The sequence below is a fragment of the Corynebacterium sp. ACRPS genome (genome assembly GCF_022346005.1).
Lineage (GTDB): Bacteria > Actinomycetota > Actinomycetes > Mycobacteriales > Mycobacteriaceae > Corynebacterium.
The window spans coordinates 78,742-94,517 of the sequence record NZ_JAKRMY010000011.1 but is presented as its reverse complement, the minus strand read 5'-3'; the positions used below and the strand labels follow the sequence as shown (position 1 = coordinate 94,517).

The following is a 15,776-nucleotide window of genomic DNA, read 5'->3' as shown; positions in this document are numbered from 1 at the left end:
GTACCGCTCCTTGCTTAGCCTAAGAGGTCAGCCAGGCCGCCTTCGCGGTCAAGGATGTCATCTAAAGACGGAGCTTCGGGTGGGGCCGGCTCATTATTGCCGCCGCCGTTGCCCCGGTTGCCGCCGTTTCCATTATTGCCTCCCTGGGTCTCCGGCTGCTGTGATGGGGCATCGCGACCCGCTTCCGGGCTTTCCGCAGGTGCTGGGCTGGTCTCTTCTTCAGGGGCGCCATTTTGCGCTGGACCAGTGTAGTTCTGGGTGCTTTGCCCGCCGGCGCTACCACCTGAGTTGTAGGCCGGAGCGCCACCGCCGGCAGAAACCGTGCCGAAGCGTACGGGATAAGCAGAGGGGAATTGCTGGAATTCCTGGTCCGCCAAGGAGTTATCCAACACGGACTTCCAGATCTTCGTCGGTGCGCCCGCACCGTACATGATGCCGCCATACTGGTCGAAAATGGCAGAGGTGTTATCGGCCGTACCGACCCACACGGCGGAGGCAAGCTGCGGGGTAGCGCCGACCATCCACGCATCCTTATTAGTTCCCGAATCACCCAGCTGGGTCGTACCGGTCTTAGATGCCGAAGCACGTCCGCCCGCCAGCGAGCCGTTGGACCATGCCGCCACCGGCCCCATGGCCTCAAGGACGTTATTGGCCACATTGGCAGAAACGCGGCGCTCGCCCTCATCGTCTGGGTGTTCATACAGAACTTCACCGGCGGCATTTTCTACGCGCTGCACAAAGTGCGGGTTGTGCCAGACGCCCTGGTTCGCAAGGGTAGACATCGCGGTTGCCATGTCCAGCGGACGGGACTGGTACTGGCCCAAGACCACGCCTTCGAAAGGCTGCTTGCCGTTTTCGGTCAGCGTCTCTTCGATACCCGGCAGCGAGCGGGCAACGCCCAAAGCGTGGGCCATATCCGCGGTGTCCTGGGTACCGTTCTTCAAATCGCTCTGCAGGCGCAAGTAAGACGTGTTCAGGGACTGCTTGGTCGCCTCGCGTAGGTCGCATACGCCACAGCCGCCGCCCACGTTGGTGACCAGATCGGAGCCCGGCAGCTGGTACGGCGCCGAGGAGTAGTTGGTATCCAAGCTAATGCCCTGCTGCAGTGCAGCGGCAAGCGCCATGATCTTGAAGGTCGAGCCGGTCTGTAGCGGCGAATTGGCGTAGTCCCAACCGTTGGAATCATGCCCGCCAAAGTAACCGCGCACCGCACCCGTCTTCGGGTCGATGGTCACGGAAGCGGCGCGGGCGTCTTCTTGCAGCGGCGCCAGCTGGTCATCGACTGCCTGCACCGTATTGTTTTGCACGTTCATATCGATGGTGGTGGTAATGCGCAGGCCGCCGGTGGAGACCTGGTTTTCCGTAATTCCCACCTCTTCAAGTTCGCGGATGACCTGGTCCTTAATGTGGCCATTAGCACCAGGGGCTTCCGTATATGCCGAATACTCAGAGGGGTCGCGGGTCTCCGGGAAGACCATTCCATCGCGCTCTTCCTTGCTGAGATCGCCCATGTCCACGAGGCCGTCAAGAACGTAGTTCCACCGGTTTTCGGAACCTTCCTGGTTCACGCGCGGGTCCAGGCCAGAAGGCGACTGGATAAGACCGGCGAGCATGGCGCCTTCCTCAGGGGTGAGGTCCTTGGCGTCCTTATCAAAGTAGGCGTTGGATGCAGCCTGGATGCCGTAGGCATTGCGGCCGAAGTAGACCGTGTTCAGGTAGGCGTTAAGGATGTCTTCTTTTTCCCACTCATTGGTCATCTTAATGGAGTAGATGAGCTCGCGCGCCTTGCGCACGTAGGAATATTCGTTGCCCACCAGGGTGTTTTTCACGTACTGCTGGGTAATCGTGGAACCACCACCGGCGGTGTCATTGCCGGTGACCTTACCCAGTACCGCGCGGCCCAAACCGGTAAAGGAAAAGCCGGAGTTTTCCCAGAAGTCGCGGTCCTCGGCGGCGAGCACGGAGTCTTGGACAAAGACGGGTACCTCATCCAAGGTCACATGCGTGCGGTTGCCTTCCGGCGGAACCAAACGCGCCAACTGGGTGTCGTTATCGGAGGCATAGATGGTAGAGACCTGGTTATTGGCCAGCTCTTTGGGCTCCGGAACGGTGTATTGCGAATAGGCATACGCAAAAAGGCCTGCAGGCAGTGCCACAAAAACCACTAGGAGAGCCGCAACGACCCACGGCCAGATGCGGCGCTTTTTGGGTTCTTCGCCTTCTTTACGGCGGTCCACCTTAGTGGACTCGCCAGTAGATTCCTTCTCGGTCACTGATTCGTGTCCTCATTCATCCCTGGTAACAATCTAAATAATTGCAGCTTACTGCCTAAGGCGGTGCGTCGAAAACTAACACGCGTTAAAAGCCGTTGCAGAACGCAACAAATGATTCCACCGGCAGTGTCGACAGACCTCCACCTCATGCACGGTAAATTCCAGGCCTTCACCAACAAATTCCGCTATTTCTTGCTCGCTACGGGCGCTCCCGGCGCGCCGGCCTAGGCTCTCGCCGTATACCCACCGGGTCAGGCGCAGGTCCTCCCCACAGACCGGGCAGGGCTTATCCATGGTGCGGCCGTGGTGCTCGGCGGCGGCCCGGAGGAGGAAGTCCGCGTCACACACCTCATCGCGCCCCAAGTGCCCGGCGCGGTATTCGCGGACGTGTTGGGTGCGCTCCCATTCGTGAGAAAGCTCGTGCTTAAAGGCAACGGAATTCACCCGCATTATCTTAATTTCCTCTTCTTGATCGATCCATATGCCGTCGTGCTACCACCAGGCATAATTTCTGGCCTAACGTTGCGCAGGCACCACACAGCAACGAATTTATAAAGGAGCATAGTGTGTCTGACAAAGTAAAGGTCGCCATCGTCGGCGTCGGCAACTGCGCCACATCCCTTATTCAGGGCGTGGAGTTTTATCGCAACGCCGCAGCAGAGGAAAATATTCCTGGCCTGATGCACACCCAGTTCGGGCCTTACCACGTCGGCGATATTGAGTTCGTCGCGGCCTTCGACGTCGATGGAGACAAGGTGGGCAAGGATCTTGCGGAGGCTACCCGCAGCTCCCGCAACTGCACCATCACCATCGCAGACGTCCCAGACCTCGGGGTCACCGTTCAGCGCGGCCCCACCATGGATGGCCTGGGCCGTTACTACCAGGAATCCATCACGGAATCGGATGAAGCTCCTGCCGATGTCGCAGCTGCCCTCCGCGAGGCCGGTGCCGAGGTTGTTGTTTCTTACCTGCCGGTTGGTTCCGAAGAGGCGGATAAGTTCTACGCCCAGGCCGCTATCGACGCTGGTTGCGCATTCGTAAACGCCCTGCCGGTCTTCATTGCTTCCGACCCAGAGTGGGCCAAGAAGTTTGAAGACGCCGGCCTGCCCATCGTGGGCGATGACATCAAGTCCCAGGTTGGTGCCACCATTACCCACCGCGTTATGGCGAAGCTTTTTGAAGACCGCGGCGTGCGCTTGGACCGCACGATGCAGCTCAACGTGGGCGGCAACATGGACTTCAAGAACATGCTGGAGCGCGAGCGCCTGGAGTCTAAGAAGATTTCCAAGACCCAGTCCGTGACCTCCAACGTGCACAATTCCCCTATTGCTGGCAAGCGCGCAGACCGCAACGTCCACATCGGTCCCTCGGACTACGTGGAGTGGCTGGATGACCGCAAGTGGGCCTATGTCCGCTTGGAGGGTTCCGCATTCGGCGAGGTCCCGCTGAACCTGGAGTACAAGCTCGAGGTCTGGGACTCCCCTAACTCCGCCGGCATCATTATCGATGCCGTCCGTGCCGCCAAGATCGCCTTGGACCGCAAGGTTGCCGGACCGGTACTTTCCGCTTCCTCCTACCTGATGAAGTCCCCTCCAGTGCAGAAGGGCGACGATGTCGCGCGCAATGAGCTGGAAGATTTTATTAAGGGAAGCTAATTTTTTCGTCGCGATACTACCGCCAGGCGGTAGGGCACGATAGAATTTAGTTCTATGACGCAACACCATGATGAGACGGACCCAACGAAGTCCCCGTCCAACTACGAGGACGCGGTAGAGGTAGCGCGGGACATCCAACCGGCGCTCAATAAGTTAATTCTTATTTTCCAGCGCACTGCAGAGGGTTCATCGCTGACTACCTCGCAGGTCTCCATCATGAACCAGTTGCGCTTGCGCGGGCCTTCCCGCGTATCCACCATCGCCCAGGCAGAGCTTATCCGCATGCCCACCGCGTCCAACGCGCTCTATCAACTAGAACGCCGCGGGTTCGTGGAACGCCACCGCGATGAAGAAGATCGCCGCGGCGTGCTGGTCGCGCTCACCCAACTGGGCGAGTCCGAATTGGCCATAGTTTCCGGGCAACGCGCCGCGGCCCTTGCGGAGATTATGCGGTGGCTCGAGCCCGAGGACTTGGCCACCGCCCGCGAGATGGGCGCGGTCATTTCCAAGCTTGCGGATGTCTACCGCCCCACCATGGATAGCGAGTAGCGAGCTTACGGCCACATGCAATTTTAGTTTTGCGGCCGCAACAGACGATAATGAGCTTTAGTACTCATTAAGCTTTCGCATACTTATTCATTCTATGGGCAAAAAATCTAACCAACCGCTGCTGCCGACCCTGCATAAAGGCTCGGCCAAAGAGCCGTTGCGCATCCTCATTTCGTGGAGTCCTTCCTCTTCCGGTACGGAACCCCTCGACTTCGCCGCATGGCTATCGCGCACCGCGGTGATAGAGGTGCGCGTTATTTCCACGGTTTTCCAACCGTGGACCACGACGTCCTTGTCCAAGCTAGGCGGGAAATACAAAAAATGGTTTAAAGAGCAAAAGCAAGCATGCACGACAGCCACCGCTGCGGCCCTGACGGAGGCAGGTATCCCGGAAAAGTACTGGGACGATACGCCCTCCGTGCTTGTCGATGGCCCTTCCCGCCCCCAGCTCCTTACTGAGATGGCCCAGGATTTTCAGGCTGATCTCATACTTTTAGGCCCCAACCAGGCCGCGCCCAAGGGCCGCTTTTTCCCCAGTTCAACTGCGGATACCCTCCTGCACTACTCGCCACAATCTTTAGGGCTTATCCCGCGCAAGGCCAAATTATCGAAACACGGCGTGACCCGCTTTAATTTTGTCATTACGGAGCGCGGTGACCGTGCGGATAGGGAATTATTGGGTGCAGCCGCGCTGGCGGATCGCTGGGATCTACCCCTGCGCATCTTGGCTTTCTCAGCGAATGACCTGCTGAATTCCCCGTCGAAGGATAAAAGCGATATTGCGCTAAAGCTCACCGCCGAGTGGCACGAGGATTCGTTAGCAATGCTCGACCGGGCTCGCGACCGCATCCAAGATGCTTACCCGGAGCTCGAGGTCTCCTCTGAGATCGGTTCCGGGGCCGGGTGGTCCGGTGCCGTTGATTCGCTCAAGTGGAAAAAGGGCGATCTAATGTTGATGGCCTCTACCCCACAAGGCCCCATCGCGCGGGTCTTTTTGGGTTCTAACGCAACCGAGTTGCTCCCTCATATTCGCGTACCGGTACTCATTCACCCCGCGACCGACTAGGCTTTGATGTATGAGCTCGCGCCCAGAGCACCCCGAAAACGACCTGACGACCGACGCCGATTATGCCAACCTGCGCCGGCCCGAGCCGCAAAGCTTCGATGATTTGGCAGACGAGCCCGATCCCGTCGAGGTAGCCGCCGCCAACCGGCGCTCCACACGCCAAGCCGTCTGGTACATGGTGTCCGTGCTGGTCATCTCCGCGCTATATGGCTTCGGCGTCGCGCTCTTTTCGCGCCTTACCGGCGGACCCCTGTGCGAGGACGGCACCGCAAGCTGGCTGTGTACCGAAGGCCAAAGAAACTTCTTTGCCATTTCCACCATGATCATCCCACTGCTGGGCATGATTGGCTGCGCGATCATTATGGTGCGCAAGCTGCGCCGCTACCTGCGCTGGCGTAGCTGGATGGCGATCTTTTGGGTGGTAGCTTTCAATTTCATGATCTGGGCTATTAGCGATATCCAGCTTTTCCTCATGGATTCGGGCACCACCTAGAGAAATTCCACCTCCCGATGATCCCTCTGCTTGATAATTACGATTCTTATACCTTTAACCTCGCCCACCTCATCGCGGAGGTAGCAGGCTGCGAGCCACTCGTCGTCGCTGCCGGTGAGGCGGAGGGGCTCCCCGAGCGCGTCCGTGCGGGCGAGTTTTCTCATGTGGTGATTTCTCCTGGTCCGGGCAGGTCTGAACGGGAGGAGGATTTCGGTGCTGCCTGAGCCGTCATTGCCGCCGCAACCTCGGCCGAGATTCCGGTGCTGGGCGTATGCCTTTGCCACGAAGGGCTGGGCCTGTTGGCCGGCGCCCAAGTTTCTCGTGCGCCGCAGCCGCGCCACGGTTTTGTCTCTACCATTAGCCACTCGGGCGAGGGAATCTTTGCTGGAATCCCGCAAAACTTCGAGGTAGTGCGCTACCACTCCCTGCAGATTGACGAGGTCTTCGGTGTCACCGTTCATGCCCGCAGCGAGGATGGCGTCATTCAAGCGCTCAAGGTCGATGGGTTGCCGCACTGGGGCGTGCAATTCCATCCCGAGTCGGTGCTCACCCACTATGGGAGGCAGATCATGCGCAATTTCCTGGGTGGGTTTCGCCTGCTCCACCGCGAGATTCCCGGCGCGGTAGACTGCGCACGTGTCTTTGCCACCCTGCGCGCCGAAGGCGACGATGCCTTTTCCTCGACTCCGCGGATCCCCACAGGCGCTATTCCATCCTCGGTGATACCGCCGGTACGTTGAGCCGCTCCTTCCGCTACCGGCTTGGCGAATCCCCCGATATCCCCGCCCTCCTTGACCGTGAGCTCGCTACCCGCGTCACCAACGCCCCAGAACTTCCCTTCACCGGCGGGGTTATCGGCTACCTAGCCTATGAGTGCGCCCAGCTCACCCTGCCCATTGCGTTAAGCCACCGCTCCCCTTACCCAGATGCTTATTTTGTGCGTCCGCGATCCTTTATCGTCTATGACCACCAGGCAGAAACCGCGCATCTGTGCTGCCTGGCTGGCAACAGCGCTGAAGATCTGCTGGACCGATTGGAAACCGCCTTGGGCGCGGATGGGCTACAGGACACTGGGGAAGGCAGCGGGGCGTCGCTCAGCGCGGGCTCCTGGCGCAGCCCCGGCTACCTGGAGCGGATTAAGCGCGCCCAAGGATTCCTGCACGTCGGCGAGAGCTACGAGGTCTGCCTAACCGATACCTACTCGGCCACGGCCGAGGGGAGGGGGAGCTCTACCCCCAACTGCGCTCGCGCAATCCCGCTCCCTATGCCGCGCACCTCGTCTTCGATGGCGTAGAAGTGTGCAGTGCCTCGCCTGAGCGCTTCCTCACCGTGCACGGGCGTGAGATGGAGGCCAAGCCGATTAAAGGCACTATCTCCGCCGACCAAGATCCTGCGTTGTTGACCACGGACCTGAGGACGCGCGCCGAAAACCTCATGATCGTGGACCTGCTGCGCAATGACCTTTCCCGAGTATGCGAGCTCGACAGCGTGCGCGTGCCAAAGTTGATGCAGGTAGAAAGCTATGCCACGGTTCATCAATTGGTGTCCTCCATAACTGGACAACTGCGAACCGGTACCACCGCAGTAGATGCTCTCCGCGCGACCTTTCCTCCTGGCTCGATGACGGGCGCGCCAAAGCTGCGCACCTGCGAAATCATCGATCAGCTCGAGACCAGCCCGCGCAGGGTCTACTCTGGCGTGGTGGGCTACTTGGGTTTTGATGAACAAGCCGATCTCAGCGTGGTCATTCGCACGACCGTACGCGCGGGCGGTGAGGTCACTATCGGGGCCGGCGGGGCCATCGTTTTGGATTCGGATCCAATAGCCGAGCTAGAAGAGCGCAACCTCAAAGCGCAGTCCGTATTAGGGGCATGGCAATGAGCACCTATCTCTGGCACGACGGCAGTTTTATTCCGCACCAACCCCACCCCGGCCCCTTCGACGTTGCGGATTCCTGGCGGATGCTTGGCGACGCCCACTCAAACGGCCTTCACCTTCACCTCCGGCGCTTGGAGTCGGTGGCCGGACCGCTTCCCGCGGGATTCGTTCCTGCGATGCTGCAGCTCTTCGCCCCCGGGCGATCTTTTTCCCCGTATCTCGCTAGCCGCCGGACAACTGCGCCTGGATATTCGCCCCGCTCCCCCAGCGCGCCCAGTCACCCGGCTATCCTATGCACATGCTCCCGACCCTTGCTCGCAGCCGTTAGTCAAGGGCCCTGATTTCCCAGCACGGGCACGCTACCGTGCCGAGTATCAGGTAGACGGCACCGATGACACCATCATTGTGGATTCCACCGGTGCCATGATGGAGACTACCACCGGCGCGCTCGTCGCTTGGGAGGAGAGACTCTTGTCCTCCCCACCGGGACGGCGCTGCCCAGCATCACGCTGCACCAGGTCACCCGGCGCGCCGCGGCCCTAGGCATACGGACCGAAACACGCCCGCTCCCCCCCCGGAGCTCACCACCGAATGCCCCCTGTGGTTCCTCAACTCGCTGCACGGCATTAGCCCGGTGACCGAACTACACACGCCCGGTGGCGTCACCTATCCGCCAGGCAACCCACACGCCACCGCGTGGCAACAGTGGTGGTGGGACTCCTTCCACAAGGAAAAGGCGCGCGACTAGCTCTCCTGCTTGGCTAGCTGGGCTGCCAACTGCGTTTGCACTGCATGTTGACCGTAACCAGTCATGGGTACTGACTCTCTAAGTCGACTGTCCTCTACAAACACCTAACCACCCAGTCAGTAAGCACGAGAGCGGCCCCGCCTACTATGCTAGATAGGTAGACGAGGCCGCCGGAGAAAAGACTCAAAATCCTAAGCTGTTTGCTTTGAATTAACTTTCAAATTTCGAGCTATCAAAGTACAAAGGGTCGACATCACTAGTCCCGCACCAAGTACCCAAACAAGGGCCGGCGAGAAGATCGCAGTTTGCCCATCATTTTTTGAACCGATTAACAGACCGACTGCAATGGCAATGATGCCGATGATCATTCCTGTCAACTGAACTTTCGCGGACTGTTTCGAGAGAATTAACGTGGTAATTGCGGAAACCGCAGATAGAATAATGACCACAGTGCCGATCCAACCGATTCTGACTGGGGCCATAAGAACGAGAGCCACCCCTAAGACAGCCGCCACCAATTCAGGCCAAAGCGGACGGAGTTTTCCACTTGCCATAGTTACTCTCCTTTGCTTCTCTTATCCCGAAATCGTAGGGTTCCACTGGCTAGGATGAGCTGCAGTGACAAAAGCAAAATAGGTTGCTGCAGTAGAAAGACAGCCTCCCCTACGCGGATCGGCAGCGTTTGGATAAACGCTCTGGCAAATATGAACCATGTCCTTATTTAGTTGAACATTGCAGCCCACACGCTCACCGGGATCCTGATGGGCTCCGTAGCACATGTCGTGCTTTGCGCATGCGCCAGAGAAATCAGCATTGTCGCCAGGAGCGGGGAACTGATCGGGAGACTTCGTACAATAGTCATTCAGACTTCCCTTTGAAGGGTCATACACATAACCCGGTGGGGGTTCAACCCCTGCTCGGTTGAACATTACAATGTGCTTATCAGCAAGAGCCTTTTGAGTCTCGGTAGATGTAGTTACAGGTTCCTCTTGAAATTCGGCATCGAGATCAAGATTCTGAGATGCTGCCCACTCATCCAATTGCTTAGCAACCTCGGGAGGCAATTCTTTTCCAACAGCATCATTAACCGCGTTCACCGTCTCATCAGTTTGTTCAGCCGCAACGGCGGACGGAACTGCAACAGAAATCGCACCTAGGGCAACGAGTGCAGCCGCGGCAACGCGCCCCCCTTCATCTTAATATTGGGCATAAACTAAACTCCTCAAGTCGAATGTGAAAACCTTAGGCCCGCCTGCCACCGATGCGTACGATCTCTGCAGCGCAACGGCCAAAGCTGGACCTATAAAAATCAACATACTTGAAAGTACTTTGCAGCAAGTAAAATGGTGGTAAAATTTTATTACCACTTTGGTTAACACTCAGTCCACGCAAAGACGAAGCAAAGCATCTGCTGGGCGCTGCATCTAGCGATCTCGCGCCTGTTTTACAGTACCTAGCAATTTCTAATCAAGCCTTGGAATCTTGGTCGACGAATTTTGCTGCCACCTCGGCGCAATCTGGTCGGCCGCAATGCTGCGTTTCTACATGCTGGATGCAGTCATCACAGATGAGCACCTGCTGGCGGCACGTGTCCTCGTTGATGCAGTTGTGGAAGGTATTAGTGCCCTTGCCGCAGTGCACACAGTGGCCCAATTGGATAAAGCCCGGATCCTCTAGTCCTTGGCCAAACTCTTGGTGCATGCGCTTATCAAAGACGTACATGGAGCCTTCCCACAGGCCATCATTGCCGTACTTTTCGCCGTAGCGCACGATGCCACCATCAATCTGATAAATCTCGTTGAACCCGCGATTCTTCATCAGGGAGGAAAGGACCTCACACCGGATGCCGCCGGTGCAATAGGAGACGACCGGTTTGTCCTTCATCCAGTCGTATTTGCCGGATTCCAGCTCTTCAATGAAATCATGGGTGGTGCGCACATCCGGCACGACGGCATTTTTGAATTTGCCAATCTCTGCTTCCATTGCATTGCGCCCATCGAAGAAGACGACCTCATCGCCGCGCTCTTCTACCAGCTTGTTGACCTCTTCCGGCTTGAGGTGTGTACCGCCGCCGACGACACCGGTTTCATCTACCTTCAGCTCGCCTGGGGCACCAAAGGCCACGATTTCATCGCGCACCTTAACCGATAGGCGCGGGAAATCATCGGCTCCGCCATCGGACCACTTGAACTGCATGCGCTTAAAGCCTGGGTACTCACGGGTTTGACGCACGTAGCGCTTGCAGGCATCCATGTCGCCACCAACGGTGCCATTGATGCCGTGTTCCGAAATGAGGATGCGCCCCTTTAAGCCCAAGGACTCACACAGGGTGCGCTGCCATAGCATGACGGCGGTGGGATCCTCAATGGGGGTAAAGCAGTAATATAGGAGAACTTTGCCGATAGTCACGCCCATAATCTTAGGCCCGCTACCGGAAAGATCCCCAATTCCTTAGCGCTTCTGGTACAGCGCCTTCTTGCGGGCGAAGACCGGATCTGAGGTCACAAGCACGCCAAGGTTGCGGAAGATGCCCTCATCCACCGAGCCCAGGATGGTGGTGGTGTGGACATCGCAGCCGGAAAGTTCCTTGATCTGCTCCAGCGCCTTGCGGGCATCCTCGTCCTTTGCGGCGGATACGGACAGCGCGATGAGCACTTCATCGGTGTGCAGGCGGGGATTGGAAGAACCCAAGTGCTTCGTCTTGAGCGTTTGGATTGGCTCTATCGATTCCGGCGAGAGCAGGTGGGTATCGTCATCGATGCCGGCTAAGTACTTGAGGGCATTGAGCAGCATCGCCGCGGAGCAGCCCAGCAGCGGGGAGGTCCGGCCGGTGATGATGGTGCCATCGTGAAGCTGCATTGCGGAGGCGGGTCCATCGGTTTCCTCCGCGCGCTTGCGGGCCGGGCCCACTACTGGGCGGTCATCGGCTTTGATGCCGGCCTTTGCCATGACGACGGCGGCGCGCTCAGACTGCTCATCGCCCAGCCCGGCGCGGGCTTCTTCCACCTTGGCCTTGAAGTAGCGGCGGATGATTTCCTGTTGGGCGGCGGCGCGGCAGACCGCGTCATCGGTAATGCAGTAGCCGGCCATATTCACGCCCATGTCCGTGGGCGATTCATACGGCGTGGTGCCGGTGAGCTTTTCCAGCAGGGTCCGCAGCAGCGGGAAGGCCTCAACGTCGCGGTTGTAGTTGACCGTGGATTCGCCGTGGGCGCTCAAGTGGAAGTGGTCAATAATATTGGAATCGTTGAGATCCACCGTGGCTGCCTCATAGGCCAGGTTAACCGGGTGCTCGAGGGGAAGATTCCAGATGGGGAAGGTCTCAAACTTGGCGTAACCAGCGTTATTGCCGCGCTGGTGCTCGTGGTAGACCTGCGATAGTGCGGTGGCGAGCTTGCCGGAACCAGGACCTGGGGCGGTCACGACGACCAAGTCCCGGGAGGTTTCCGCGAACTCGTTCTTGCCAAGGCCATCCTCAGACACAATGAGATCCGTATTCGTGGGATAGCCAGGGATAACGCGGTGGCGAGCTACCTTGAGGCCGAGGCGCTCGAGCTTTTCGATGAACGCTTCTGCCTGCGCATTTCCGTCTTCCACCTGGGTCATGACGATGTTTTCAACCAAGAAGCCGCGGCTGCGGAATACGTCCACCAAGCGCAGGAGGTCGTCTTCATACAGGATGTCTAAATCAGCGCGGACTTTGTGGCGGGCAATGTCTTTGGCGTTGATGCACGGGAGGATTTCAATGTCCTCTTTGATGCGCTCCAGCATGGCGATCTTGTTATCCGGGGTAAAGCCCGGCAGCACTCGGGAGGCGTGCATATCATCGAAAAGCTTGCCGCCCATTTCCAGATAGAGCTTTCCGCCGATTTCTTCGCGGCGGGCCTGTATGTGCTTTGACTGCAGCTCTATGTATTTTTCTCGGTCAAAACCGATTTTATGCGTCATGATTTATCGACCCTTCAATAGAAATAAAATCAATCCGCGCTTCGAGTTTACTCTTTTTCATCCCCCGGCGCCACGCACCCTAGTTGGGGGCGACCAACTATTTCACTACACTGAAGTCATGCCTGAAGGTCACGTGATCCACCGCCTAGCCCTCACACTCAACACTGACTATCGCGGGATGCCGCTCAGCGTGACCAGCCCGCAAGGCCGCTTCGCCGCCGAGGCGGCCATCCTGGACGGTACAGAAATCGACCACGCAGAGGCCTTCGGCAAGCACCTCTTCGTGCACTTCACCGCCACCAACCCGGCGCATATCCTCTATATTCACCTGGGGCTCATCGGCAAGCTCAGCTTCGAACCGCGCGAGGAAACCCGCGGGCAAATCCGCATACGCATAGACAATGGGGCGCAAGCCGCGCAACTGCGCGGGCCCCAATTCTGCCTGCTACTTACAGAGGAGGACTACCGGGCGCGACTAACCAAGGTGGGCCAGGATCCGCTCCGCGCCGATGCCGACCCAAAAGCCCTGTGGGCCAAGGTGAGCAAATCCCGCCGCAGCATAGGTTCCCTCATGATGGACCAGCACCTGTATGCCGGTGTGGGCAATATCTACCGCGCGGAGGCCCTCTTTCGCGCCTGCCTCTCCCCCTTCACCCCTGGCAAGGATGTTTCCCGTGAAACATTCTTCGCCATCTGGAAAGACCTGGTAGAGCTCATGAACTACGGCGTGGAGCACGGCCGCATCGATACCGTGCGCGCCGAGCACTCCCCCGAGGCCATGGGGCGCGACCCGCGCAAGGATGATCACGGCGGCGAAGTCTACGTCTACCGGCGCGCCGGCCTGCCCTGCTATGTCTGCGGCACGCCGATTGCGGAACAAGTAATGGAGGGCCGAAACCTCTCCTGGTGCCCTACCTGCCAATCCGCTGCTTAAGGCCTATAGTGGCGGGCATGCGACCTGCCTATAGTGTATCCGCCGTTCGTTCCGCCGAATCCGCGCTCCTCGCGCAGCAGAGCCACGATGATGAGCTCATGCGCTTGGCCGCCAGGGGCGTTGCCGCCACGGCGAAATCCATGCTGACGGGCCCTGCGCCTCACCGCATCACCCTCCTCGCCGGACCTGGCGGCAATGGCGGCGATGGCCTTTATGCAGGCGCTTTCCTCGCCGAGGAGGGCTATGGCGTTGACGCGCTCCTCGTCGCCGATGCTGCGCACGACCCGGCGCTGCAGGCCTTTACTGCTGCCGGCGGGACCATTACGGAGCAACCGCGCGCGGAGGCTACGGGGCTGCTTATTGATGCCGTCGTCGGCCTCAACTCCACCCGCGGGCTTAGCGGTGTGGGCCTTGCCGCGTACCGCGCGGCCAAGCAGCACGATATCCCGGTGCTTTCGGTGGATATCCCCTCTGGCATCAACGCCGATACGGGCGTGGCCGCGGATAATGCCGTCGAGGCCACGATTACCGCGAGCTTCGGTTGGGCGCGCGCCGGCCATATCTTCGCCCCGGAATGCGGCACGGTCGTGCTCTGCGATCTGCAGCTGCCCAAGGCGCCGCGTTCCTTTGCGGAGGAACTAACGGCCACGGCTGAGCCGGCGGGCTATATCGCCAACGAGCCCACCATCGATCTCCCCTTCCAGTGGCCTGCGGACCCCGTGCTTGCCGATGCCCACCTCGGCCACGTCACCGCCCCCAAGCCCGTGGGTTGCACGGGGCCCATCGTGGACCCCACTCCCCGCGCTTCGAGCACGAAATACACCGGCGGGGTCACCGCCATCTGTGCTGGTAGCAACGCGTATCCCGGCGCGGGCATCCTAGCGGCTACCGGGGCGGTGCGCGCGACGCCCTCCATGGTGCGGGTGATAGATAACGATGCCGTGGTCCCCCACCTACCCGAGGTGGTTCCCCACGCGAGCGCCGAGGATAAGGTGCATGCCCAGGCGTGGGTGGTGGGCCCTGGCCGCGGCACCGATGAAGCAGCAGCCCGCGAGCTCCACGCCGTCTTGGATCGCGGGCTGCCTACCATCCTGGATGCCGATGCCCTGACGCTGCTCGCCCAAAGCGCCGAGCTGCGCGATAGCGTCCGCGCCCACCCGCGGGTCATCCTTACCCCGCACGCCGGCGAGTTCCGCCGCCTCTACGAGGCCACCTGCGGCCGCGAGCTCGATCTCAGCGAGGGCGTGGGCCCGCGCCAGCGCGAGCTCGCCGAGGACTTGGACTGTTTTGTCCTGCACAAGGGCCGAATCACCACGGTGACCGCGCCTGGCCAGTCCATCTATGGGATGAATGCCGGCCACTCTTATGCGGCCACCGCCGGCTCCGGCGATGTTTTATCCGGCATCCTCGGCGCCACCATCGCGCAGGTAGACCACGAGAAGGCCGATGCGGAGTACATCATTATGGAGATCCTCCACGCCGCCGCCCTACACCAGCACGCGGCCGCCATCGCGGCGCATACCCCCGATGGTTTTGGCATTTGTTCCGCTTCCCAGATCGCCGCGGCGATGCCCCAGTCCATCGCGCGCTTGCTCGTTATGCACCGATAGCGTCCTGCGTGCTCACGCGGCCGTCTTTGACCTCAACCACGTGGTCGGCGAAGGTGAGTAGGGAGCGATCGTGCGTCACGAGCACCGTGGCGGTATGCATCTCCTGGGTAATATCGCGCAGCAGGCGGATGATTTCCTGGGAAAGGTGGGAGTCGAGGGCGGAGGTGGGTTCATCGGCAAGCAGCAGGTTCGGCTCATCCATCAAGGCGCGCGCGATATTGACGCGCTGGGCCTGGCCGCCGGAAAGCTGGCCGATGCGGCGATTGCCCATGCCCTTAAGACCAACGAATTCTAGCAGCTCATCGGCCCGATCCTTACGCAGCTTGCGCCCGGCCATGTGGTCCATGATGAGCAGCTGATCGCGCACCTTGAGCGCGGACAACAGGTTCGACTGCTGGAAGATGATGGAGTTCGTACCGTTGACCTCTACGGTGCCGGAGTCCGGAGTGATGAGCCCGGCGCCGACGGAGAGCAGCGTGGACTTACCGGAACCGGACTCGCCCACGATTGCGGTGAGAGTATCGGAGTCGGCGCTAAAGGTGGCATTATCAAGCGCCGTAGTAGTCGTCGTGCCGTCCTGAAAGGTGACGGTGGCGTCGCGAATATCAAGAACGGTGGACAT

At 59.6% G+C, this 15,776-nt stretch carries 14 protein-coding genes and 1 pseudogene; 8 read left to right on the top strand and 7 right to left on the bottom strand.

What is annotated here, in order from left to right:
• Positions 1–14: 14 nt before the first annotated feature.
• Together MHX65_RS08040 and MHX65_RS08035 are read right to left on the bottom strand one after the other, a co-directional pair.
• Positions 15–2,273 carry a transglycosylase domain-containing protein gene (locus MHX65_RS08040; protein WP_239269612.1) on the bottom strand — a complete coding sequence of 753 codons (2,259 nt, stop codon included), beginning with the start codon at positions 2,271–2,273 and terminating at the stop codon, positions 15–17.
• Positions 2,274–2,348: 75 nt separating this feature from the next.
• On the bottom strand, positions 2,349–2,723 hold the full coding sequence (locus MHX65_RS08035; protein WP_239269611.1) for a DUF5318 family protein: 375 nt from the start codon (positions 2,721–2,723) through the stop codon (positions 2,349–2,351).
• Positions 2,724–2,839: 116 nt separating this feature from the next.
• Here MHX65_RS08035 and MHX65_RS08030 point away from each other — a divergent pair, with 116 nt between their 5' ends.
• From MHX65_RS08030 to MHX65_RS08005, 6 genes and pseudogenes are all read left to right on the top strand, one after another.
• Positions 2,840–3,928, top strand: a complete 1,089-nt coding sequence (locus tag MHX65_RS08030; protein ID WP_239269610.1) for an inositol-3-phosphate synthase — start codon at positions 2,840–2,842, stop codon at positions 3,926–3,928.
• 54 nt (positions 3,929–3,982) lie between these two features.
• Positions 3,983–4,477 carry a MarR family winged helix-turn-helix transcriptional regulator gene (locus tag MHX65_RS08025; protein WP_239269609.1) on the top strand — a complete coding sequence of 165 codons (495 nt, stop codon included), beginning with the start codon at positions 3,983–3,985 and terminating at the stop codon, positions 4,475–4,477.
• Between the two features lie 94 nt (positions 4,478–4,571).
• Positions 4,572–5,543, top strand: coding sequence for a universal stress protein (locus MHX65_RS08020; RefSeq protein ID WP_239269608.1), 972 nt, complete (start codon positions 4,572–4,574; stop codon positions 5,541–5,543).
• 10 nt (positions 5,544–5,553) lie between these two features.
• Positions 5,554–6,036: a hypothetical protein gene (locus tag MHX65_RS08015; RefSeq protein WP_239269607.1), complete on the top strand. Its 483-nt coding sequence runs from the start codon at positions 5,554–5,556 to the stop codon at positions 6,034–6,036.
• Between the two features lie 17 nt (positions 6,037–6,053).
• Positions 6,054–7,917 (top strand): annotated as a pseudogene (locus tag MHX65_RS08010) (chorismate-binding protein).
• A gap of 84 nt (positions 7,918–8,001) precedes the next feature.
• Positions 8,002–8,457: a hypothetical protein gene (locus tag MHX65_RS08005; protein ID WP_239269606.1), complete on the top strand. Its 456-nt coding sequence runs from the start codon at positions 8,002–8,004 to the stop codon at positions 8,455–8,457.
• A gap of 396 nt (positions 8,458–8,853) precedes the next feature.
• Here the strand turns inward: MHX65_RS08005 and MHX65_RS08000 are convergent, their stop codons facing one another.
• The 4 genes from MHX65_RS08000 to MHX65_RS07985 all read right to left on the bottom strand — a co-directional run bounded on the left by MHX65_RS08000 (position 8,854) and on the right by MHX65_RS07985 (position 12,610).
• Complete coding sequence (locus MHX65_RS08000) at positions 8,854–9,216, bottom strand: hypothetical protein (protein WP_239269605.1); 363 nt, start codon at positions 9,214–9,216, stop codon at positions 8,854–8,856.
• Positions 9,217–9,237: 21 nt separating this feature from the next.
• The gene (locus tag MHX65_RS07995; RefSeq protein WP_239269604.1) at positions 9,238–9,759 is read right to left on the bottom strand and encodes a phospholipase; all 522 of its coding nucleotides are present in this window, start codon (positions 9,757–9,759) and stop codon (positions 9,238–9,240) included.
• 370 nt (positions 9,760–10,129) lie between these two features.
• A complete protein-coding gene (trhO, locus tag MHX65_RS07990; RefSeq protein ID WP_239269603.1) occupies positions 10,130–11,071 on the bottom strand; it encodes an oxygen-dependent tRNA uridine(34) hydroxylase TrhO in 942 nt (313 codons plus the stop codon).
• Between the two features lie 42 nt (positions 11,072–11,113).
• Positions 11,114–12,610, bottom strand: coding sequence for a DUF1846 domain-containing protein (locus MHX65_RS07985; protein WP_239269602.1), 1,497 nt, complete (start codon positions 12,608–12,610; stop codon positions 11,114–11,116).
• Positions 12,611–12,728: 118 nt separating this feature from the next.
• On the opposite strand from MHX65_RS07985, the gene MHX65_RS07980 reads away from it, so the two are divergent.
• Positions 12,729–13,544 carry an Fpg/Nei family DNA glycosylase gene (locus MHX65_RS07980; protein ID WP_239269601.1) on the top strand — a complete coding sequence of 272 codons (816 nt, stop codon included), beginning with the start codon at positions 12,729–12,731 and terminating at the stop codon, positions 13,542–13,544.
• Between the two features lie 17 nt (positions 13,545–13,561).
• Entirely contained in the window at positions 13,562–15,154 is a 1,593-nt protein-coding gene (locus MHX65_RS07975) for a bifunctional ADP-dependent NAD(P)H-hydrate dehydratase/NAD(P)H-hydrate epimerase (RefSeq protein WP_239269600.1), read from the top strand.
• On the opposite strand, the gene MHX65_RS07970 is transcribed toward MHX65_RS07975, so the two are convergent.
• Positions 15,141–15,776 (bottom strand): ABC transporter ATP-binding protein, encoded by a 636-nt coding sequence (locus tag MHX65_RS07970; protein ID WP_239269599.1) that lies wholly within the window; start codon positions 15,774–15,776, stop codon positions 15,141–15,143. The two genes, MHX65_RS07975 and MHX65_RS07970, sit on opposite strands and share 14 nt — an antisense overlap.